The sequence below is a fragment of the Thermobaculum terrenum ATCC BAA-798 genome, assembly GCF_000025005.1.
Lineage (GTDB): Bacteria > Chloroflexota > Chloroflexia > Thermobaculales > Thermobaculaceae > Thermobaculum > Thermobaculum terrenum.
Genome location: NC_013525.1, coordinates 1,311,621 through 1,333,020, shown reverse-complemented (window position 1 = coordinate 1,333,020; position 21,400 = coordinate 1,311,621). Strand labels below are relative to the sequence as shown.

Here is a 21,400-nt window from a genome sequence, read left to right as displayed (position 1 = left end):
GAGGCAGTGCTATGGAAAGAGCAAGCAATGACGGTCTAGGCTCCTTAGATAGCTTTTCGACGCCCGACGGGGCTTCCTATTCGTACTATAGCCTAGAGAAGCTAGCATCTCAGGGGTATACATCAATAGATAAATTACCCTTAACCATAAAGCTATTTCTTGAAAATCTTTTACGTACTTCCTCTCAGGAGAGCCAGAGCGAAATAGATCGCTTAGCAAGATGGTCCCCTCAAGATGCTGGTAAATATGAATTTCCATGGATGCCTGCTAGGGTACTGCTACAAGATTTTACTGGAGTACCTGTGGTGGTCGATCTTGCAGCTATGAGATCGGCTGCAGCGCGTATGGGTAAAGATCCTAAGAAGATCAATCCTTTGGTACCTACTGACCTTGTCATAGACCATTCTGTACAAGTGGATTTCTTTGGTACTAGGATGTCTTTCTATCAGAACGTTGAGCTAGAGTACCAGCGCAACGGGGAAAGATATGCATTGTTGAGATGGGCTCAACAAGCTTTTGATAATTTCAGGGTTGTTCCCCCCGGTACTGGTATTGTTCATCAGGTTAACCTTGAATACCTTGCTAAAGTGGTGCAAGTATCTACGCATGGCAACAAACAGATAGCTTATCCAGATACCCTTGTAGGGACTGATTCTCATACCACCATGGTTAATGGACTTAGCGTTCTTGGATGGGGCGTAGGTGGTATTGAAGCCGAGGCAGTACAGCTGGGGCAACCTATGTATATAGTCTGCCCCGAGGTTATAGGTTTCAAAATAATCGGCGAGATGAAAAGTGGTACCACAGCCACCGACCTGGTTTTGACTATCACCCAGATACTCAGGCAAAGAGGCGTAGTAGATAAATTTGTAGAGTTCTTTGGCCCTGGCCTTGATAAGCTTAGCGTTGCTGATAGAGCTACGATATCGAATATGTGTCCCGAGTATGGAGCTACAGCCGCTATTTGGCCTATAGACGACGAGACACTTCGATATCTCAGGATGACAGGTAGGTCTGATGAACTGGTTAATCTAGTAGAACACTATGCCAAGCTTCAGGGGATATTCAGGTACTCCGACTCACCAGAGGCTATCTATAGCGATGTGATAGAGTTAGATCTATCTACTGTCGAGCCAAGCATGGCCGGGCCAAGGAGACCTCAGGACAGAGTGGCGCTTCAGGATGTAAGGAGGTCTTTCTATGATACCTTTGGCTCCCTGATACGTGCTCATAATGAGCAACCTAGTGGTGCCGTTAGTACTTCTTCGGGAACTGCAACACTTGAAGCCAAGCGAGTAGTTGATGTGAGGCTGGACGGCCAGCATGGTGAAGTTTCAGATGGATCAGTAGTGATAGCTGCTATCACCAGCTGCACCAATACTTCTAACCCATCTGTTATGCTCGCTGCAGGGCTAGTGGCCAAGAAGGCTGTAGAACGTGGGCTCCTTAGCAAACCTTGGGTAAAGACAAGCCTTGCACCTGGCTCTCAAGTGGTTACTGATTATCTTGAGCGATCAGGGCTTCTTCCATTCCTTGAGGCTTTACGTTTTCACCTAGTTGGTTATGGATGCACAACCTGTATAGGCAATAGTGGTGCAATATTAGGACCAGTTGCCGAGGCGGTTCAGGAGAATGAACTGGTAGTAGCCGCGGTTCTCAGTGGTAACAGGAATTTTGAGGGCAGGATAAATCCGTTAGTTAGAGCAGCATATTTGGCTTCCCCTCCGTTAGTGGTGGTTTATGCTCTAGCCGGGACTGTCGATTTGGACCTTACCAAAGATCCTGTAGCCTACGATCCTAACGGCCAACCAGTATTCCTGCATGACATATGGCCTACACAAGAGGAGCTCAATGAAGTACTTGAAAAGTCTGTAAGTGGAGACTCTTTCCGGAAAATCTACTCAAACGTGTTCTCCGGAGATGATCATTGGCGCAATCTTCCCGTGCCTCAAGGAGAACTTTATAGTTGGGATCCTGATTCTACTTATGTTCAAGAGCCACCATACTTTGATGGTATGTCGATTGATCCGGAACCTCTTCAGGATATACACGGAGCAAGGGTCCTTGCCTTGCTTGGCGATAGTGTCACTACCGACCATATTTCGCCAGCAGGATCTATTCCCAGAAATAGTCCCGCAGGCCAATATCTAATGGAGAAGGGGGTACCTCCTGTACAGTTCAACAGCTTTGGCTCTCGTAGAGGCAATCATGAGGTAATGATGAGGGGGACATTTGGCAACATACGCCTGCGGAACATGTTGGTCCCTGACAGGGAAGGTAACTGGACCATACATATCCCTTCAGGTGAAGTAACAAGCATTTACGAAGCCGCAATGAGATATAAGGACGAAGGTGTGCCTTTGATAGTAATAGCTGGTAAAGAGTATGGAACTGGGAGCTCCCGGGATTGGGCAGCTAAGGGGCCGAATCTTCTTGGAGTAAAGGCCGTGATAGCAGAGAGCTTCGAGAGGATACACCGGAGTAACCTCATAGGCATGGGTGTGCTCCCTCTACAGTTCCTAAATGGACAAAATGCCCAGAGCCTAGGATTGAGTGGCAAAGAGCTCTATCATATATCTGGAATAACACATATAGAGAAACCGAGATCCAAGGTATCAGTTGTAGCTGTGCGTGAAGATGGATCCCAAGTGGAATTTGAGGCCCTGGCGCGAATTGATACTCCGAAAGAGCTTGAATACTACAAGCACGGGGGAGTGTTGCAGTATGTCCTAAGATCCTTGATCAAAAAAGATTAAGTCACATAGAGTAGCTGCCTCTAGCTAGAGGCAGCTACTCTTAGAGAGTCGACAAGTTTTCTTATCTCTTGCGCAGCGCTCTTTGGGTCATCTGCCCCTACTATAGCCGTTGTAACTCCAGGGCATAGGACTCCAGTAGACATAACATCCTTTAGGTTATCCACCCTTATACCACCGACAGGTACAACCGGAATATTTACCGTCTGTGTGAGCCGTCGAAGGCCATCTATTCCCATAGATGGGCCCTTATCGATTGCCCACCTTGTCCTGAATAAAGGTCTAGCGACTATAAAGTCAGCACCTGCTTCTTGGGCTTCTAGAGCTTCCTGGGGATCGTAAGCACTGGCTGCTATTAGCATGGTATCACCTACCAGCTTTCTTACGACCTCTATAGGCAAGTCTTCTGGACCCAGGTGAACTCCATCTGCTTCTACAGCCATGGCTATATCTGGGCGGTCATTTATTATCAGGTATGCGTTATATTGCTTAGTAAGTTCCCTCAGCTGTTTAGCGACTTCATATTGCCTTCGAACAGTAGCTCTTTTGTCTCTAAATTCGATAACATTAGCTCCACCCTCTAACGCGAGCTTTGCTACCTCCGTGTGCATTCTGCCCCCTGATAGATCAGGGTCTGTTATCACGTAAAGGCTAAAATTTAGTGCCTTGGTAGGCATTAACTTCACCTCCAGTAAACAAGTAACACCTGGCGCGGAATAAAAACTATACTAAGTACAGCACTAATGCTGCCAGCAATATAGCATAAAACTAGTCTCTAGTAACGAAGCTATATATAAACCCTAGCTATAGCAAGATCTGAGGATCCTAGCTATTACCATAAGGTAACAGCTCGTTCGTGAAGTAGGATTTGTAGTCAGGCTCTTGCTTGAGCGGTTTATTGTCAGGACCTAGTAGATTGCCCGTTTTGTACATGAAGCGTGGGTAGTTTGTCCATACTCTCAGATCCTGTACACCCCAATGCTTCTTTTCCGCTTTGTATCTGGGACTCAGCCATCTCTGACTTTCTACAACCAGTCCTGGGTCTGGGAACGTACCCTTGGGTGCTGCTTGTATCAGTATCTTTGCAGAATCATCAGGGTGCTTTATAGCATATTCATAGCCTCTGGCCGTAGCCTCCATGAATCTCTTAGCTAAGTCGTGAGATCTGTCCAAGAACTTTCGGCTGGTAATTATAACTGGTGTATAGTAGTCGGGTACACAATAGTCCTTAATGTAGAATACGTTTAGTTTAAGCCCTTCTCTCTTTGCCTGAATGCCCTCCCATCCCATGAATATCCATACGAAGTCAGCTCTCTTAGCTTTTAGAGCCTCGTATCCAAACACATTGGTGGTTACCGTCTTGAAATCTCCCTTTCCACCATCACACTTTATTACTTCTGATATAACTGGCTTTTCAAAAGGAGAGCCAAAGCCCGCATATCTTTTACCGTCGAGCATTCTTGGCCTGTTAATACCAGATTCTTTCAAAGTAACTAAGGCAGAAGTGTTATGTTGGATAATCGCAGCGACAGATATAACGTCTAATCCTGCTGCTCTGGAAGTTACTACCCCTTCTTCGAAACTGATACCGAAATCTGCTTTCCCTTGAGAAACTAACTGATTAGTATCTGTTTCGGAGTAAGGGAGTATCTTGAGATTGATCCCGTTTTCTCTGTACCACCCCTTCTGCAAAGCCACATATATGCCTGTGTGGTTTGTATTTGGTGTCCAATCGAGTGCCAGTGTTACGGTCTGTAATTTCTTATTGCTTCCTTCGCTTGAGCTTGGCGTTGTTGTGAATACGCTTCTTACGACACTCGGAGTTGCTTGAGTGGCCTGACTACCGCATGACACTGTGAGTAACATCAAGACAATTAGGATAAGATATGTTTTACTCTTACTGAACATACAACCTCCTATGAAGTAGCTTTTGCATGCCACGGTATTAGTTTGCGCTCGACTAGATTCGTCAGCCAGAATAGTCCTATGCTAAGCAATGCAGTAACACATATCGCAGCGAAGACTAGATCTGTTCTAAAGGAGTTCTTGGCTGTTTGTATGAGTATGCCCAACCCTTGGTAAGCTCCAACGTATTCTCCAAATATCGCTCCTATCACTCCGTAAGTGACGCCGACTTTTATCCCTGAAAACAGGTAGGGGAGGGAAGCAGGTAACTGAACCTTGGTCAATGTTTGTAGCCTATTAGCACCCATAGTCTTCAGCAGCTTTATAAGCTCACGGTCAGTACTGCGAAGCCCATCTACCATGGCGACTACTATCGGAAAGAATGTCACCAGCACTACGACTATGACTTTCGGAGCCAGTCCAAAGCCGAACCATAGTACAAGTAATGGAGCAAGAGCAACCATTGGGATGGTCTGGGACACTACCAGTACTGGATACAGAGTTCGATCTACGAGTTTAGATATATCTATCAAGATGGCTAGGAACGATCCTACTATGATCGAGATGGTCAAGCCTATGGCGGTTTCTAGCAACGTATAGAGGGTATTGTTCAGCAGATCGCTTCTTGCATACCATAGGGCGGCAACTATTCTTGAAGGAGATGGCAATACTGTTTGGTCAACTCCTGCAGCTCTAACGTAAACTTCCCAGACGAGGAGCATTAGTATTATGAATAGTATTGGAAGCAACAATTCACTAGTTGACTTGTGCTTTGACTTTACTTCCTTCACCTAAGCTCTCCATAATCTCCCGTTTTATTGCCAAAAATTCTTCAGTGAGCTTCATTTCCAAGGTTCGGGGACGGCCGAAAGGGACATCTAACACTTCCAAAATTCGCCCAGGTCTTGGGGTAAATACTACAACTCGGTCGGAAAGCCATATGGCCTCTTCGATATCATGTGTAACCAGTAGTGTAGGTATCTTGATTTCATCCCATACTCGCATTAGCCAGTTCTGCATATCTACTCTGGTTAGTGCATCCAGGGAGGCAAAGGGTTCATCCAGCAGCATAGCCCGACCTTCACAGCAAATAGTTCTGATAAAGGCTACTCTCTGGCGCATGCCTCCAGATAGTTTGGAAGGAAGTACGTCCTCAAAGCCCTCTAGTCCCGCTAGTCGAAATAGTTCTTGGGCTCTACGCCTGGCAGTTTTCTTATCAACACCCTTGAGTTCTAATCCTAGTATTGAGTTGTCGAGAGCAGTACGCCACGGTAATAACAAGTCCTTCTGGGGCATATAACTAACATGCCCTAGTCTATGGGACGAACTACCGACGAGAACCCTACCCTGTGTCGGCTCTTCCACCCCTGCTACGATGTTCAGTAATGTTGTTTTGCCACAGCCACTAGGGCCTATTAGGGATACAAATTCTCGATCATATACTGTAAGATAGACGCTATCCAAGGCTTTTGTAGCCGTAGCGCCCTCGCCAAATACTTTGGATACCCCAATTATTTCGATAGCGATATTATCCTCTGTTGACATGTCCTGATCACTCCCAAACAAAAAAAGCCGTCGGGTAGAAGCCGACGGCCAAAGAGATCTGTATGATTCCCTGCGCCAGCATTACCCGGTTCAGGTTCCAACGGTCGGTGGAGCTCCCTGGGGATTGTCCACCCTCTCAGCCCGGCTGACCCGAGCTCCCGTATCCTCAATATTCACTTGCCACCAGACTATAGCAACGCTGATAACCTTTGTCAATCTAGAAGTTGGCAATCTAGACTCTACTGGTAACATTTATCATAGCCTCATGTAGTTTGCCGTTAGAGGCAACTATTTCGTTCTTATAGCTAGTGAACTTACCACCATAGAAGTCAGTTACCTTACCTCCAGCCTCCTGAACTATGATAGCTCCTGCGGCTATATCCCAAGGAAAAACATATCTCTCGTAGTAGGCATCCATCTGCCCTGTTGCTACATAGCACAGGTCTAGCGAGGCAGATCCTAGCCTTCGCACTCCTTGAGCATGCAATGTGAAGTAAGTCCACAGCTCTATGATGCTCGAGACCTCGGACCTGTCATATGGAAATCCTGTGACCACAAGGGAATGTATCAAATCCTCAGTATCTGAGACTTGTATAGGTTTGTCGTTCTTTCGAGATCCTTCGCCCCTGGCTGCCGTGAACATCTCATCCGATATGGGGTTGTAAACCACTCCGAGTATCATCTCTTCCTCATGCTCAAGGGCTATAGACACTGCAAATAGAGGAAAGTTGTGCGCGAAGTTTGTAGTGCCATCCAAGGGGTCGATTATCCATCTGAGAGGCTGAGTGCCCTCCTTGATGCCACTCTCTTCAGCATATATACCATGATTGGGAAATGCTTTGTGTATGGTTTCTATAATCGTCTTTTCAGATTCAAAATCCGCGGTTGTTACTAAATCCACTCGACCTTTATAATGAACTTGTACACCTTTCTCAAACATACTTCTCAGGACTTTTCCGGCCTTGTAAGCGGCCTCAATAGCTACTTCCAGCTCTTTTTGCACTCTCTTTTCTCCAATTGATCAGATGATTGGTTTCCTTAGGCATTTTAGTACAATCAATTGGGCTTGCGATTCCCTGGTGTTGTATTTGCGGATACACGTTACTGCATATATGATTGATCTAGCTAGAAACAAGATGTTTCAGGAGTGAAGCCTTCCATGAGTAAGCGGGTCGACGTTGAGACCAGGGTTCGTGAGCTTGCATCTAAGCATCCTGGTTGGACTCCCAGTCAAATAGCCATTTACCTCCAAGGGGAGAATATCAAGATCACGAGCGACGAAGTTAGGAGGATACTAAGAGGTTCTCGAGCTGGTTCGTCAGCACGCACACGCTCTGCTACACCTACTACCCGACCTGCTAGTAGCTTGCCTATAGGTACTATCTTCGGACTAATCTTTTTCATAATTCAGACAGCTGTGTCCTATGTAGATCCTAATAACTACTATCTATATGCTGAAATCGCCTTAGCAGTGATTGCAGTTGGGCTTATAGTATGCGGTGCGTTGGCTTCTCGCATTGGAGCTCTAGCTGCGAATGCTGGGGCGTTAGCTAGCTTAGTATTTGGAATAGTTAGCTTTTTACTCTTAGTAGTATCGTATAATTTCTTCCCAAGCATCTACTCTAAGTTGCGCTACGATATTTACCCAACAGCAAGAGATTTTATCCCGAACGGTTTAGTACTCTATGTTGCTTTCTTGATTGTCTCTATAGTAGCTGGATTCGTACTGGGGTGGACAGGGGGAAAGCTCTTCGGACGTAGGAAGAGGAGAGTTGCATTTCAGTAGCTTTTAGCTGATCATAAGGCTAAAAAGTTGAGGAAAATGCATGCCTACCAACCCTGTAAGAGGGATTCCATATTCGATCAAGTCCCTGCTTAGCCCTGCAAGTTGGGTGCTCTATGATCTTGCAAATACTATATTCAGCTTTGCTGTACTCAGTTTTTATTTTCCTCTGTGGCTCAAGGCTGTTGGAGGATCGGACCAAATTTTTACCAACGCTCTAGCCGTGTCTTACTTGCTGGTATTCATTACGGCTCCAGTTCTCGGTGCCATATCAGACCAAGCTCCTCGTAGAATACCCTTCCTCGTAATTACTACCTTGATATGTATAGGACTTACATTTTTCCTGGGAAGTGGTGGACTCCTGCTATCCCTAGTACTAGTTGCCATTGCTAACTACTTCTACCAGGTAGGGCTGATATTCTACGATGCCTTGTTAGCAGATGTTAGCACCGAGAAAAACCGAGGACTCATTGGAGGCATCGGTGTTGGATTAGGGTACTGTGGATCTCTAGTTGGTCTACTAATTGGTAGCTTAGTACTAGGCGACAGCACATCAACTGATAGGTACAGTTTGGTCTTCAAGGGTATAGCTTTATCCTTCTTATTGTTTTCTTTGCCTTGTTTTTTCCTGGTAAGAGAGAAAGAAAGGCATGTATTCGTAGTGTCCCCAGCTGCTGCTGCAGCAGAAGTACTGCGCAATCTTAGAAATACATGGGGGATTATGAGGCGTTGCGAGGGACTTGGCAGATTCCTCTTAGGCAGGGTTTTTTATACAGATGCGGCTAATACGCTCATATTAGTTATGGCTATCTATATGACTGAGGAGATCGGACTAAGCAGGACGGATGCTGAGAAGATAGCATTTGTCAGCATCATAGCTGCGATATTTGGGGGCATTGTCTGGGGTGTAGTAGTTGATCGTGTGGGCCCCAAAAGGACATTAGACATGGTCCTGATCCTTTGGATGATAGTGCTTGCTTCGGGCATAGCTGTTCCAGCCTTACACTTGAGCTCGCAATTCTTTTGGGTAATAGGTTGTCTAGCAGGGATAGCCTTAGGGGGGACATGGAGTTCTGATCGGCCTCTGATGATAAGGCTATCGCCGCGTGACTACCTGGGGCAGCTTTACGGGCTGTATAGTATGGCAGGTCGTTTTTCAGCCATAGTTGGACCATTGCTTTGGGGACTAATAGTAGATACCTTAGGACTGGGGAGGCCATTGGCAGTCGCTAGCTTACTGATAATGGTCTTGATTAGCTACCTGATCCTGCGTAAGGTAGATGATGGTATAAGAGCTTGGATGGGAGAAAAATATGTGCCCGTTACTGCAAATATGCAGTAACGGGCACAACCCAAAATATAGGATTTTTATACTTGTCTATACTTCGGCTGCTTCTGGCTCTCTAGCTTTTGCTCTGAACTGAATCTGCCCGTTCACATAATCTACTATGATAGTATCTCCATCTTTGAACTCGCCCTGCAAGATCCGCATGGCCAGTGGCTGAACGACTTCCTTCTGTATAACCCTCTTTAGGGGTCGTGCGCCATACACCGGGTCATATCCAGCTAGCGCTAGATGTTCCTTAGCACTTGGTGTTAGCTCTATAGACATATGTCTGTCTCTAAGCCTCTCTCTCAGGCTATTCAGCTGCAGCTCTACTATCTGCTCGATCTGCTCGACTCCTAGAGGCTTGAATATGACTATCTCATCTATTCTATTGATCAACTCTGGCCTGAAGTGTGCTCTTACCGCGTCCATTACTCTGCTTCTAACCTCATCCCAGCTCAAGCCGGGTTCCATGATCCATTGGCTACCAAGGTTCGAGGTCATGATTATTATGGTGTTTCTGAAGTCTACAGTTCTCCCTTGCCCATCAGTGAGTCTACCATCGTCCAGTACTTGCAGAAGTATGTTCAGGACTTCAGGATGTGCCTTCTCCACCTCATCGAATAGTATCACGCTGTAAGGTCTTCTTCTCACTGCTTCGGTCAACTGCCCAGCCTCTTCGTAACCAACATATCCTGGTGGAGCTCCTATCAATCTAGCTACTGAATGCTTCTCTCCGTACTCACTCATATCTATTCGGACCATCGCCCGCTCGTCGTCGAACAGAAACTCAGCTAGAGCTCTGGCAGTTTCGGTCTTACCTACTCCTGTAGGTCCCAGGAATAGGAAGGAGCCTATAGGGCGATTGGGGTCCTGCAACCCGGCTCTCGCGGCTCGTATGGCGTTAGCCACTGCGGATATAGCCTCATCCTGCCCGACGACTCTTTGTCTGAGATACTCTTCCATGTGGATGAGCTTCTCCACCTCGCCGGATAGTAGCTTGCTAACGGGTATACCTGTCCAGCGGCTAACTACTTCTGCTATATCCTCTTCAGTCACCTCCTCTTGCACCATTCGGTTTTCGGAGGTCCTTGCAAGTTGCTCCTCTAACTCTTTGAGCCTCCTCTCCAGATTAGTCAGGTCAGAGTATTTGAGCTGAGCAGCACGGTTATAGTCGTAATTTCTCTCTGCCTGTTCTATCTCATGCTTGACTCTATCTATACTCTCCTTTACGGAGTTTATTTCCTGTAGCAGGGACTTCTCCCTTTCCCATTGCATGCGCAGGGCTTCTCTCTTTTCCTTTAGATCAGCCAATTCCTTCTCAAGATTAGCTAGCCTCTCTTTGGAAGCTTCATCCGTCTCCTTCTTGAGAGCCTCCCGCTCTATCTCTAGCTGCAAGATCCGACGCTCAAGCTCATCGAGCTCCACCGGCATGGAGTCTATCTCCATCCTTATCTTAGAGGCCGCTTCATCCACTAGATCTATAGCTTTGTCTGGGAGGAAGCGATCCGATATATATCTATGGGAGAGTACAGCTGCTGCTACCAAAGCGCTGTCTCTGATCCTCACACCGTGGTGAACTTCATACCTCTCTCTTAGTCCTCGGAGGATGCTAATAGTATCCTCAACAGAGGGCTCGTCAACATAAACCGGCTGGAACCTTCTCTCCAGGGCAGCGTCCTTCTCTATGTACTTGCGGTACTCATCCAGAGTAGTGGCACCTATAACTCTGATCTCGCCCCTAGCTAGCATGGGCTTGAGTATGTTCCCTGCATCTATGGCGCCCTCAGCAGCACCTGCACCCACCACAGTATGTAGCTCATCTATAAACAGGATGATTTTGCCTTCGCTGCTGGTTACCTCTTTAAGCACAGCCTTCAGTCTTTCCTCAAATTCACCACGAAACTTTGTGCCTGCCACCATGCCAGCTAGATCCAGCTGGATTATTCGGCAGTTTTTGAGACTCTCTGGCACATCTCCACGTACTATTCTCTGGGCTAATCCCTCGACTATGGCTGTCTTGCCTACCCCAGGCTCGCCTATAAGTACTGGGTTGTTTTTCGTGCGTCTGGATAGCACCTGAATAACGCGCCGAATCTCTTCGTCTCGACCTATCACTGGGTCTAGCTTGCCTTGCTCAGCCAAAGCCGTGAGGTCGCGTCCGTACTTCTCAAGAGCCTGGTATTTCTCCTCGGGGTTAGGATCTGTAACCTTCTGGCTACCCCTAACCTTGGACAGCGCTTGCAGTACAGTGTTCCTGTCAAGGCCCCTGCTTCTTAGTATTCTCCCTGCCGTGCCCATGTCTTCACACAGAGCCAGCAACAGATGCTCTGTGCTCAGATACTCATCCTGCATCTGCTGAGCTTCTCGCTCAGCGTTGGATATGATCCTTGATAGCACAGGTGAAAGATAAACCTGCACACCCGTACCGCTCACTCGAGGTAGCCTACTAAGTTCGGCCTCAAGCACTCGTACCACATCCTCAGGTGAAGAACCAGCAGACCTTATTACGGCAGGTACGATGCCATTTTCCTGAGTGAGCAAAGCATAAAGCAGGTGTTCAGGTTGTATCTGGCTATGGCTCCTGTTTTCAGCCTCTCTTTGAGCCTGGATAAGCGCCTCTCTGGCTTTTTCAGTCCAACCTTCTACATTCATCTCTTTCACCTCAGTGGATTACTCTTATTCTTCCTCTTCACCTGGCACACGATGCGAGAGTGGCCAGGACTTGCGTAATCTCAATACCTCCTTAATACCGGCATAGTTAATGCCCTTTTTGGCTAACAGGGCTATCTCTATAATCAGTTCCACATCTTCGTCAGAGTACCTTCTGGTCTGCCCCTCAGTCCTAGCTGGACTAATTAACCCGTATTCCTCGTATTGCCTCAAAGTATGTGTAGGTACTCCTGTCATGATGGAAACTACACTTATGGAGTACTTTGGGAATTTTCTGTCCTCGTGATAGTTCTGATTGCTATCCTTTCTCATACCTCATCCTACTAAATCTAATAATTTTTGTCAAGTTTTATATATATCGTTGGTAAGCATGGGTTATATTATTACGAAACTTGCATGACGTTTACTGTTCATAATTTTACCTAAATATCTCAGACATTGATCGCTTTACACTGCGATAAACGGGGATATAGAATGCCTAGGTGATTTAATTTGAGGTATGTGTATGAGTAAGAAGCTCTTCTACAATGCTCGCTTCCTAACACTCAGATCCCAAGAGGAAGTTGTTGAGGCTTTAGCTGTTCAGGATGGCAGGATAGTAGCTCTGGGCTCTCGAGATGATTGTGAGAGCATACTTGGTAATGGTTTCCAGAGGATCGATCTATTTGGATACTACGTAATACCTGGCCTAACGGATAGTCACATTCATTTTGCTGAATTCTCGAAAAAACAGGACTGGCTTGATCTTTCTGAAGTTAATTCGCTACAATATACTCTACATAAGGTAGCACAGAGAGCTTCATCTCTCCCAGCAGGTTCTTGGTTGCTTGGGAGTGGTTGGACAATAAATAACTGGCATGATGTCAATAGACCACCCACTAAGCAAGATCTTGATAATGTAGCTCCTGACCACTTAGTAGCACTCTTTAGTAGGGATTTCCACTCTGTATGGGTCAATACTCTTGTGTTAGAGCGTGCAGGAATATCTAGAGATACTTCTGCGCCTCAGGGGGGTGAAATAGTTAGGGATGCATCAGGCGAACCTACTGGTTGGCTTTTAGAGAATGCTCAAGACCTGATAGATCACCTTCTACCGGATTACTCTCGGGAGCTGCCTGAGCTTATAGTGAAAGCCTCTTACAAGCTGTTATCCAGAGGGATCACTTCTATACACGATTTTGACGGTGTGGATGCTATAGAGGCTTATAAGCAGCTATCCTCCAACAGGCGGATTGAGTTTAGAGTATATAAAACTATACCAGCTTATCACTTAGAAACTGCTATAGAGCAAGGTCTTAGAACTGGGCAAGGTGATGAATGGTTCAGGATAGGACCTGTCAAATTCTTCTCCGATGGTGCTTTAGGCTCTCGTACTGCTGCGATGCTCGAGCCTTATCTAGACGATCCCAGCAATACTGGAATTGAAGTAATGAGTCTTGAGGAACTGAAGGAAGGTATATATAAGGCTAACAATAACGGTATCGCTTGCGCCATACATGCCATTGGAGATAGAGCTAATCGGAATGTCCTAGATGCATTCGAATACAATCTTGAAATTAACACGAATTTCAGAAGCTTCAGAAATAGGATAGAGCATGTACAGCACCTCCATCCCAGTGACTTACCTAGACTTGCACAGCTAGGGATAATAGCTTCTATGCAGCCCATTCACTGTATCTCTGATATGATGGCTGTAGACAAGCTGCTGGGTGACAGGGGGAGGTATTCCTATGCGTGGAATAGTCTATTGGCTCAGGGAACAAGCTTAGCCTTTGGCTCGGATTGCCCTGTAGAGACGCTAGATCCTTTTATTGGAATATATGCAGCCGTTACAAGGCGCAGGCATGAGTATTCTCCAAATGGTTGGTATCCTGAGGAAAGGATATCGGCTTATGATGCTCTACGTGCCTATACACTCGGCGCTGCTTACGCTTCTGGGGAGGAATCTATAAAGGGCGTCATTGATGTTGGTATGCTTGCAGATTTTGCAGTAGTGTCGTGTGATCCGTTACATTGTGATCCCGAAGCTTTGCTGGAGACGGAGGTACTCGCTACCTACGTGGGTGGGGAGGAAGTCTATACATCTTAAGTTGGAGGTTTTTGATGAACGAGTCTCTTTTGCGTGATCTGCTTACCACTCCTGGTGTATCCGGTAGAGAGGAAAGGATAAGAAAGTATGTCATAGATCAACTCTCTCCTCTCGTCGACGAAGTTAGCGTCGACGCCATGGGCAATGTTATAGGGGTAAAGCACGGAGAAGAACCCAGTGTAATGCTTTCTGCCCACATGGATACTATAGGATTTCTTGTCAGCCACATTGATGATGACGGCTTTATACGCTTTGTGTCGGTGGGAGGATTCGATCCTAGGACTCTCGTGATGCAGAGGGTAATAGTCCATGGGAAGGATGATTACGTGGGGTTGATATCTCCTTCTTCTAAGCCTATACATCTCAGTAGACCAGAAGATCGAGACAAAGCCGTAAAGATCGAAGAGCTCTTTATAGATCTTATGATGCCGCCTGACCAAGTCAAAGCGAATGTGCAGGTAGGAGATCCTATTTCACTTTGTCGAGAAGTAGTCGTCAATGAATGGTCATTTGCTAGCGCATACCTGGATGACCGTATTGGGGTTTACATAATGCTAGAGGCTCTCAAGAGGGCTTCTCCCAACGTCAAGGTGTATGCTGTGGCATCGGTACAGGAAGAGGTTGGGCTTCGGGGAGCCCGTACTAGTGCTTATGGCATAAATCCAAGCATAGGCGTTGCTATTGATGTAACTATAGCTGGAGACATACCTGGGATGGATAAAACTCAGCAAGTTACATCTTTAGGCAAAGGAGCCGCTATTAGCATAATGGACGCTGATTCGATTTCAGATCCTAGGCTAGTTTCACAGTTCAGATCTGTAGCGGAGAAGTACAATATTCCATATCAAATGGAAATTTTACCTAGGGGAGGAACGGACGCTGGAGCTATCCAGCAAGCGCGTGCTGGGGTGCCAGTGATAACCCTCTCCATTCCGGTAAGATACATACATACTGTTAATGAGTCTGCCAGGATATCGGATCTCGAAGCCACTATCGATCTCTTGTCGAAATTCATGGAGCATGCTCATGAGGTGAATTTGTCATGGTAAGTAGACCCGACGGTAAGCCTTTAGGATTTAACACTCAGCTGGTCCACTCGAGTACGTGCAGCTCTCGGGTGGGTGAGGTCAAGCCCGTAGTCCCGCCTATCTATTCTAGCGTTACCTACGTTTCTGAGGACCCTGCAGATCTCAAATCTATCTTGCTTGGCGAAAAGGAGGGGTACGTATACAGCCGTAATGGCAACCCTACGGTATCTGAACTAAGAAAAGCTATAGCTGATATAGAGGCAGCTACAGATGCAGTAGTCTTTGCTAGTGGTATGGCTGCTATCCATGCTTCGCTGATTGCACTTGGGGTATCTCCTGGAACTAAGATTGTCGCTAGTAAGGATCTGTATGGCGTCACTGTTTCCCTGCTGAATGAGGTTATTAGACCTTTGGGTGTTGAGGTAATTTATACAGATCTGACTGATTTGGAGAATGCTGAACGCGTGATTACCTCCCAGAAGCCGCTAGTAGTGTTCTGTGAAACTGTATCTAATCCTTTGTTGCGGATAGTGGATATCAGGGCTATAGCGGATATAGCCCATGCTGTGAGGTCTTTTCTCGTTGTGGATAATACCTTCTGCACTCCCCTTATGGCCAGACCTCTCGAGATGGGAGCGGATATATCGCTGAACTCTACAACCAAGTATATTAGTGGTCATGGGGATGTAGTGGGAGGATGTGCTGCGGGGGCTTGGGATGTGTGTGGCCGGATGCAATCTGTAGCCATCTATAGTGGAGGTGTAATGGGACCTTTTGAGGCTTGGCTTACTCTGCGAGGTATGAGGACGCTAGGCCTGCGATTTGCAAAACAATGTGAAAATGCTCAGGCTATAAGTCGACTTCTAAAGGACCATCCGGCAGTATCTGCAGTAAATTACCCTGGTCTTGAGTCTCATCCACAGCATGATCTCGCTTCTGATATGTTCCATGGAACATACGGAGCTATGTTGTCCTTCAGCCTCAAAGACGACACAGTCGAGGCTGCTTATAGGTTTATGCGTGCTCTGAAGATATGTCTGCCTGCGACTAGCCTTGGTGATGTCTTTACCTTAGTCCTTCATCCTGCTACTAGCTCTCACCTTACCATGAACGAAGATAGCAGGCGTGCTGCTGGTATAACTCCAGGGTTAGTGAGGATATCTGCCGGTATAGAAGATACAGATGATATATTGACGGATATCGCTAATGCACTTGATGCTATCTAAAGAGACAATATCTCCCTTGAGATTTTTACTCTCAAGGGAGATAAGTCCTAATAATTAGGACCCAGGTCGAATTTCTCGACCGTAGTGCCTATCCTCGCCAGTGATTGTCCTAGTTCTGAGTCCAGGTATTTCCTGCGGTGTTCTTAGGCTATTATTTTCATGCCAAGCCATGATTAAGAGGACGAACGCTGCAGGGAGGAAAAATAGCCCTGCGAAATAGACGAATGGAATGAAGTCTCCCTCGTCCAACATAGGTACAAAACCTAGTCCCCTTATCATGGCGGTTATGGGTGCTATTAGGCCCATTAGAGCTGATATACCTGCCCAGTATAGGTAGGCGCGCAGGGACCTGTCTACAAACCTTAGTCCAATCACACTGGCCAGGAGCAACCCGATCGAGATGATAGTGAGTATGATTAGGATTATTTGTATTGGATGCATACCTACAATTTACTACAAGTAAGCGCTTCTTGCCAAGCCCCAAAATATCTCCTAGGAATAGAGTTTGCTGCCTAAGTGGTTAGGAGATTAGGAGGCAGAGGGCAAGCGATGAAGATTTGCTTTCTCGGAGATGTAATGCTTGGAAGAGGGGTGAATGAAGCTTCCAAACACATGTCTCCTCAGGATCACTGGGGTGATACTCTTGAGTTGTTGAGTTTGGCAGACCTGCGTATTATCAACCTTGAGTGTGCTATTACTGATTACAATACTCCATGGACGAAGACTCCCAAGGTATTCCACTTCAGAGCTGAGCCTAGAGCCGTAGAGATCCTGAAAGCTGCTCGCATAGATATATGTTCTCTAGCTAACAACCATACTCTAGATTTCTGTGAACAGGGCTTACTTGATACGCGCGATTATCTACTTAGAGCCGGTATTTGTCCTGTAGGTGCTGGGAAAGATATTTATGAAGCTTCTAAGCCTTGCCTAGTAAAGGCTGGTAACTTCACAGTAGGTGTAGTAGCTTTCACTGATAACGAACCCCCGTTTGCTGCTGGTGAAAACAAACCCGGAACGAACTATCTGGAAGTATCTCTGGATCCATCTGTTCTAACTGAGGTAGAGAGGACCATCCAGCAGACACGAGACCTAGGAGCTGATATAGTGATATTCTCAGACCACTGGGGCCCCAACATGAGATTGCGTCCTTCACCTCTATTTAAACAGTTTGCTCGCCGCGTCATCGAATTGGGCGCTGATGTTTTCTATGGCCACAGTGCTCACATATTTCAAGGTATAGAGATATATCAACATAAGCCAATACTCTACGATACAGGAGATTTTATTGATGATTATGCTGTTGATCCCGTTCTTCACAATGATTGGTCTTTTGTATTCGAATGCTCGTTTGATGGCTATAGCTTTTCATCCCTGACCCTTTATCCAGTTAAGCTTTCTTTTGCACGTGTGCAGAGGGCTAGGGGCCAGGAGTGCCAACAGATAATGCAAAGGATGTTAGAGCTATCTGCTGAGTTAGGAACCAAGTTAGAGGTACACGATGAGTTCATGATGTACCAAGCATAGCGTTGTTTTTACATAACATAGAGGAGTGATGGTTCTTCTACGGGTTAGGGGATTACAATAGGTTGTGACTTGTTATATCTGGAGTTGTGCTAAATGGATTTACTTGAGCTGTTAGGAAGGGTATTAGGGATAGTTGTCATCGATTTGGTTTTGAGTGGAGACAATGCAGTTGTCATTGGAATGGCTGCTCGAAAGCTCCACGGTAAGCAAAGAAGAAGAGCTATAGTTCTTGGGGGAGCTGCTGCCATAGTACTTAGGATGACATTTACTGCCTTGGCCGCCGTATTGCTCAATATTCGTCTTCTGATGGCTGTAGGCGGTGCTATCCTTGTATGGATAGCTTTTAATCTCTTGTCTCCTGAGTCCGAAGGTGTTGGCGAAGTAGAGGCAGCCCGAGGAATCTTGGATGCCATGAGGATAATCATTCTAGCTGATCTGATAATGAGCCTGGACAACATACTGGCTGTAGGGGGAGTATCTCATGGCCATATTGGGCTATTGATCTTTGGGCTCGCACTGAGCATCCCCATACTTATGACGGGAGCTGGCTTGGTTGCTCTACTTGTAGACAGGTTTCCATGGCTTGTCTGGCTTGGGGCAGTTATTCTTGCTTATACTGCTGGTCAGATGATTATAGAGGATCCCATAGTGCATGATTTGCTAGGGGGTATACCTCATATATCCAAGCTATTTCCCTTCGCTGTAATACTTTTCGTAGTGCTTATCTCAATTTCGAGAGGCCATATCCCGACGCTATATTCTCACAAGTCTCAACAGCACGACGAGGAAGACCCTTCGCCTGGCAAACCACCTGCTGATTCTCACGTCAGCGTAAAACACTAAGGAGTACTTAAGTATGAGTCAGTCTTATGAAGCTGCTAGCCTTGCTTTGCACCATATAGTAATAAGACCAGCTAAACGTACTTCAGGGCCAAACCCCTGTGTTGTTATGCTTCACGGTAGAGGTAGCAATGAGGAAGACCTGGTTAGCCTGGCACATGAGCTCGGAGAAGATCTATTTTACATTTCTGTCAGGGCTCCGTTTGAACTTGGCTTTGGCTATCATTGGTATGAATTCATAAGTGTTGGTACTCCTGAAAAGACGACGTTCATGAGGTCTATAGGGCTGCTCAGGGAGTTCCTAACTCAATTACCTCAATCGTATCCCATAGACCCAAGTAAGATCTACCTGCTTGGTTTTAGCCAAGGAGCTGTTATGGCTGGGTCTATCCTGCTTCAGGAACCAAGTGTTGCTGCAGGAGCAATTATGCTAAGCGGTTACGTAGTCACACCAGGACATGACATGGGAGATTCTTCACTTGCTAGCAAACATTGCTTTGTTGCCCATGGTCTGTACGACGATGTTATCCCCATAGATTTGGGAAGACAAGCATCGATAGTTCTTAAAGAGCATGGTGCAGACGTTACCTACAAAGAGTATCCCATAGCTCACTATGTATCAGACGAAGAAGCAGCTGATTTGAAATCATGGATCGCTCGTAACTTAAGTGCATCTTTCTCTGATTAGTTATTGAGTGAGTCATTAACATCATATAGCTTATGATAATCTACCCACAGTCTGATACACTGTCTAATTGTGAGGTGAATGTGGCGTTAGGTTAAGTGTTGTTAGGGGGGATGATGTTCATTCGGACTATTAGGGTAATACTTGCGTTTCTTATATCCGCAGGACTAATTCTTTCTTACATAAATACCTCCCAAGCTTCAGGGGACGAATATTACTTGGTAATAGTCAAGAATAGGCAAAGGCTCTACCTAGCCAGAGGCAATCCTGAGTCTCCGCTTTGGTCGGATGTCATAAAGGAAATCCCTGTCGCTACCGGAGCTCTTTGGACACAGAAGGGTCTGGAAACGCCCAGTGGATATTTCAAGGTTATAGAGAAATCTAACAGACCTAATCAAGGTGGTTATGATTTCTCTGACACAGGGGATGTTGTGCTCACCCCTTATTTCATGAGGTTAGCCATACCAAATAGAGGCGGGATAGGTATACACACCTACAAGGGTTATACGCTAAAGATATGGCGATTTGGTGTCCCTGGTGGAGAGAGTACTCACGGTTGTATTGCAGGTCCACCCAACGACATTCAGGATCTTTATAAGAATTACGTAATACCTGGAAAGACTAGGGTCTGGATAGTAGATGATGCTTCCGAGGCTTTCAAGGATGTAAAACCACCCGAACCGGCTAAAGTGACTGTGGTAAATGGTAAAACTTGGGAAACTGTGGAAAGTCCTACCAATGAGCAGTTCTACGCAATAGATATGCTATCCGATGATCTAGGTTGGGCCGTGTCAGGAGATGCTTATTATAATCCTCGCACTAACAAGTACGGCTGGAGAAGCCATATATGGAAGTGGGATGGTAGTAAGTGGACATTGGAACAGACCATACCTTATTGGATACACAGCATCTACATGTACAATCCTAATGAAGGATGGGCCGTAGGACAAAACTATATGGGTGGTTTTCACTATGACGGCACTAAATGGACCAAGGTAGATAGACCAATTCCCAGGGTACCATACATGAGCGATGTGGACATAATATCTCCAGATAATGCATGGATGGTAGGAGGGGGTGGAGAGATATTCCACTGGAATGGTCGTGGATGGAAGGTAGATGTAGAGCCTGACGTCATGAAGACTTTGAGGGCAGTGTCTATTCTCCCGAATGGTAATGGCTGGGCAGTTGGGGGAGGATGGGATACGGTTACAAAAGAGACAATTCCAATGGTGGCACGTGTTGTCAATGGGGATTGGAAAGCCGTTGATGTGCCCGTGAAGGAGCTGTTTTATGGAGTCGATACTCTAAGTGATGACGATGCATGGGCGGTGGGCTCCGGTGGAACGATAATCCATTGGAATGGACTTCAGTGGAAGCAAGTTTCGAGTCCTACCAAAGACAGACTTAGTGATGTGGTTATGCTGAGCTCCAATAACGGTTGGGCTGTAGGTGACGAGAAAGGAGTAGCCTTGCACTGGGATGGTAAATCCTGGTACAAGGTAAAGCTACCACTGAATGAAAAGTTCTATGAGCTGGATGCTTTACCTAGTGGTACTGTTTGGGCTGTGGGTAGTCATGGATCCATAATCAGGTTGACCAATGTCAGCGAGTCCTCTAGTTCAAAGAATATTGCTGGTAACCCTTCTTCATCGAATAAAGGACCAAGCAAAGATAATAATGTCGCTGATAATAATAGCGCTGAGAGTCCTAAGCCTTCGCCTGAACCCACACAGATCATACCTGATGATGGCAAGTCGAGTGGAAACAGCTCTGCTGCCGGTACAGAGGCTCAGGATGGTAATTCCTCTAAGGTAATCCCAACGCCACAATCAAGCGATAGTGGGTCGGATCCGGCATCGTCTACAGTATCTTCGGGGTCTGGGTTACCAGTCATGCCCGCTGTAGCCACTGGAGGGCTGTTGATAGCTTTGGTTGTTGGGTTAATCCTCAGAAGGCTGTTATAGAATAACTGGTCGGAGCCTTAGAAAACATGTAACTTTTGCTAGGCTCCGACCAGAC

At 46.2% G+C, this 21,400-nt stretch carries 18 protein-coding genes and 1 riboswitch; of the genes, 10 read left to right on the top strand and 8 right to left on the bottom strand.

All coding sequences use genetic code 11. The features are described from left to right. The first annotated feature begins 11 nt into the window (after positions 1 to 11). On the top strand, positions 12 to 2,756 hold the full coding sequence (gene acnA, locus TTER_RS06220) for an aconitate hydratase AcnA (protein ID WP_012875167.1): 2,745 nt from the start codon (positions 12 to 14) through the stop codon (positions 2,754 to 2,756). Positions 2,757 to 2,776: 20 nt separating this feature from the next. On the opposite strand, the gene thiE is transcribed toward acnA, so the two are convergent. The 5 genes from thiE to TTER_RS06195 form a co-directional block, all read right to left on the bottom strand. Further along, positions 2,777 to 3,430: a thiamine phosphate synthase gene (gene thiE / locus TTER_RS06215; protein ID WP_012875166.1), complete on the bottom strand. Its 654-nt coding sequence runs from the start codon at positions 3,428 to 3,430 to the stop codon at positions 2,777 to 2,779. A gap of 148 nt (positions 3,431 to 3,578) precedes the next feature. After that, on the bottom strand, positions 3,579 to 4,661 hold the full coding sequence (locus TTER_RS06210) for an ABC transporter substrate-binding protein (RefSeq protein ID WP_012875165.1): 1,083 nt from the start codon (positions 4,659 to 4,661) through the stop codon (positions 3,579 to 3,581). Between the two features lie 8 nt (positions 4,662 to 4,669). Continuing rightward, positions 4,670 to 5,449 carry an ABC transporter permease gene (locus TTER_RS06205; protein WP_241215195.1) on the bottom strand — a complete coding sequence of 260 codons (780 nt, stop codon included), beginning with the start codon at positions 5,447 to 5,449 and terminating at the stop codon, positions 4,670 to 4,672. Beyond that, the gene (locus TTER_RS06200; RefSeq protein ID WP_012875163.1) at positions 5,415 to 6,203 is read right to left on the bottom strand and encodes an ABC transporter ATP-binding protein; all 789 of its coding nucleotides are present in this window, start codon (positions 6,201 to 6,203) and stop codon (positions 5,415 to 5,417) included. Before TTER_RS06200 ends, TTER_RS06205 begins: the two co-directional genes overlap by 35 nt. Before the next feature lie 50 nt (positions 6,204 to 6,253). Continuing rightward, positions 6,254 to 6,375: riboswitch (TPP riboswitch) on the bottom strand. Positions 6,376 to 6,435: 60 nt separating this feature from the next. Then, entirely contained in the window at positions 6,436 to 7,206 is a 771-nt protein-coding gene (locus tag TTER_RS06195) for an inositol monophosphatase family protein (protein ID WP_012875162.1), read from the bottom strand. Between the two features lie 156 nt (positions 7,207 to 7,362). On the opposite strand from TTER_RS06195, the gene TTER_RS06190 reads away from it, so the two are divergent. Further along, a complete protein-coding gene (locus TTER_RS06190; protein WP_012875161.1) occupies positions 7,363 to 7,989 on the top strand; it encodes a helix-turn-helix domain-containing protein in 627 nt (208 codons plus the stop codon). A gap of 40 nt (positions 7,990 to 8,029) precedes the next feature. After that, positions 8,030 to 9,328 (top strand): MFS transporter, encoded by a 1,299-nt coding sequence (locus TTER_RS06185; protein ID WP_012875160.1) that lies wholly within the window; start codon positions 8,030 to 8,032, stop codon positions 9,326 to 9,328. A gap of 36 nt (positions 9,329 to 9,364) precedes the next feature. Here TTER_RS06185 and clpB read toward each other — a convergent pair whose 3' ends face one another. Together clpB and TTER_RS06175 are read right to left on the bottom strand one after the other, a co-directional pair. Further along, positions 9,365 to 11,968: an ATP-dependent chaperone ClpB gene (gene clpB / locus TTER_RS06180; protein WP_012875159.1), complete on the bottom strand. Its 2,604-nt coding sequence runs from the start codon at positions 11,966 to 11,968 to the stop codon at positions 9,365 to 9,367. A 24-nt stretch (positions 11,969 to 11,992) separates the two neighbouring features. Continuing rightward, a complete protein-coding gene (locus TTER_RS06175) occupies positions 11,993 to 12,298 on the bottom strand; it encodes a MerR family transcriptional regulator (protein ID WP_012875158.1) in 306 nt (101 codons plus the stop codon). Positions 12,299 to 12,491: 193 nt separating this feature from the next. Here TTER_RS06175 and TTER_RS06170 point away from each other — a divergent pair, with 193 nt between their 5' ends. From TTER_RS06170 to TTER_RS06160, 3 genes are read left to right on the top strand one after another with little or no spacing between them, the layout of a single operon-like run. Continuing rightward, on the top strand, positions 12,492 to 14,075 hold the full coding sequence (locus TTER_RS06170) for an amidohydrolase (RefSeq protein ID WP_012875157.1): 1,584 nt from the start codon (positions 12,492 to 12,494) through the stop codon (positions 14,073 to 14,075). A gap of 14 nt (positions 14,076 to 14,089) precedes the next feature. Next, positions 14,090 to 15,124, top strand: coding sequence for a M42 family metallopeptidase (locus TTER_RS06165; protein ID WP_012875156.1), 1,035 nt, complete (start codon positions 14,090 to 14,092; stop codon positions 15,122 to 15,124). Further along, positions 15,118 to 16,329, top strand: coding sequence for a trans-sulfuration enzyme family protein (locus TTER_RS06160; protein WP_012875155.1), 1,212 nt, complete (start codon positions 15,118 to 15,120; stop codon positions 16,327 to 16,329). The genes TTER_RS06165 and TTER_RS06160 overlap by 7 nt, the downstream gene beginning before the upstream one ends. Before the next feature lie 54 nt (positions 16,330 to 16,383). Here the strand turns inward: TTER_RS06160 and TTER_RS06155 are convergent, their stop codons facing one another. Further along, a complete protein-coding gene (locus tag TTER_RS06155) occupies positions 16,384 to 16,770 on the bottom strand; it encodes a hypothetical protein (protein WP_012875154.1) in 387 nt (128 codons plus the stop codon). 108 nt (positions 16,771 to 16,878) lie between these two features. Here TTER_RS06155 and TTER_RS06150 point away from each other — a divergent pair, with 108 nt between their 5' ends. The 4 genes from TTER_RS06150 to TTER_RS06135 all read left to right on the top strand — a co-directional run bounded on the left by TTER_RS06150 (position 16,879) and on the right by TTER_RS06135 (position 21,345). Beyond that, positions 16,879 to 17,853 carry a CapA family protein gene (locus TTER_RS06150; protein WP_012875153.1) on the top strand — a complete coding sequence of 325 codons (975 nt, stop codon included), beginning with the start codon at positions 16,879 to 16,881 and terminating at the stop codon, positions 17,851 to 17,853. Positions 17,854 to 17,946: 93 nt separating this feature from the next. Continuing rightward, positions 17,947 to 18,696: a TerC family protein gene (locus TTER_RS06145; protein WP_012875152.1), complete on the top strand. Its 750-nt coding sequence runs from the start codon at positions 17,947 to 17,949 to the stop codon at positions 18,694 to 18,696. 13 nt (positions 18,697 to 18,709) lie between these two features. After that, positions 18,710 to 19,381, top strand: a complete 672-nt coding sequence (locus TTER_RS06140) for an alpha/beta hydrolase (protein WP_012875151.1) — start codon at positions 18,710 to 18,712, stop codon at positions 19,379 to 19,381. A 110-nt stretch (positions 19,382 to 19,491) separates the two neighbouring features. Then, a complete protein-coding gene (locus TTER_RS06135) occupies positions 19,492 to 21,345 on the top strand; it encodes a L,D-transpeptidase family protein (protein ID WP_083768812.1) in 1,854 nt (617 codons plus the stop codon). Positions 21,346 to 21,400 lie beyond the last annotated feature (55 nt).

What these genes read in the sequence shown, in the direction of transcription:
- acnA (WP_012875167.1), top strand. Translation starts at nt 12, where the DNA reads ATGGAAAGAGCAAGCAATGACGGTCTAGGCTCCTTAGATAGCTTTTCG.
- thiE (WP_012875166.1), bottom strand. Translation starts at nt 3,430, where the DNA reads ATGCCTACCAAGGCACTAAATTTTAGCCTTTACGTGATAACAGACCCT.
- TTER_RS06210 (WP_012875165.1), bottom strand. Translation starts at nt 4,661, where the DNA reads ATGTTCAGTAAGAGTAAAACATATCTTATCCTAATTGTCTTGATGTTA.
- TTER_RS06200 (WP_012875163.1), bottom strand. Translation starts at nt 6,203, where the DNA reads ATGTCAACAGAGGATAATATCGCTATCGAAATAATTGGGGTATCCAAA.
- TTER_RS06190 (WP_012875161.1), top strand. Translation starts at nt 7,363, where the DNA reads ATGAGTAAGCGGGTCGACGTTGAGACCAGGGTTCGTGAGCTTGCATCT.
- TTER_RS06185 (WP_012875160.1), top strand. Translation starts at nt 8,030, where the DNA reads ATGCCTACCAACCCTGTAAGAGGGATTCCATATTCGATCAAGTCCCTG.
- clpB (WP_012875159.1), bottom strand. Translation starts at nt 11,968, where the DNA reads ATGAATGTAGAAGGTTGGACTGAAAAAGCCAGAGAGGCGCTTATCCAG.
- TTER_RS06175 (WP_012875158.1), bottom strand. Translation starts at nt 12,298, where the DNA reads ATGAGAAAGGATAGCAATCAGAACTATCACGAGGACAGAAAATTCCCA.
- TTER_RS06170 (WP_012875157.1), top strand. Translation starts at nt 12,492, where the DNA reads ATGAGTAAGAAGCTCTTCTACAATGCTCGCTTCCTAACACTCAGATCC.
- TTER_RS06165 (WP_012875156.1), top strand. Translation starts at nt 14,090, where the DNA reads ATGAACGAGTCTCTTTTGCGTGATCTGCTTACCACTCCTGGTGTATCC.
- TTER_RS06160 (WP_012875155.1), top strand. Translation starts at nt 15,118, where the DNA reads ATGGTAAGTAGACCCGACGGTAAGCCTTTAGGATTTAACACTCAGCTG.
- TTER_RS06155 (WP_012875154.1), bottom strand. Translation starts at nt 16,770, where the DNA reads ATGCATCCAATACAAATAATCCTAATCATACTCACTATCATCTCGATC.
- TTER_RS06150 (WP_012875153.1), top strand. Translation starts at nt 16,879, where the DNA reads ATGAAGATTTGCTTTCTCGGAGATGTAATGCTTGGAAGAGGGGTGAAT.
- TTER_RS06145 (WP_012875152.1), top strand. Translation starts at nt 17,947, where the DNA reads ATGGATTTACTTGAGCTGTTAGGAAGGGTATTAGGGATAGTTGTCATC.
- TTER_RS06140 (WP_012875151.1), top strand. Translation starts at nt 18,710, where the DNA reads ATGAGTCAGTCTTATGAAGCTGCTAGCCTTGCTTTGCACCATATAGTA.
- TTER_RS06135 (WP_083768812.1), top strand. Translation starts at nt 19,492, where the DNA reads ATGATGTTCATTCGGACTATTAGGGTAATACTTGCGTTTCTTATATCC.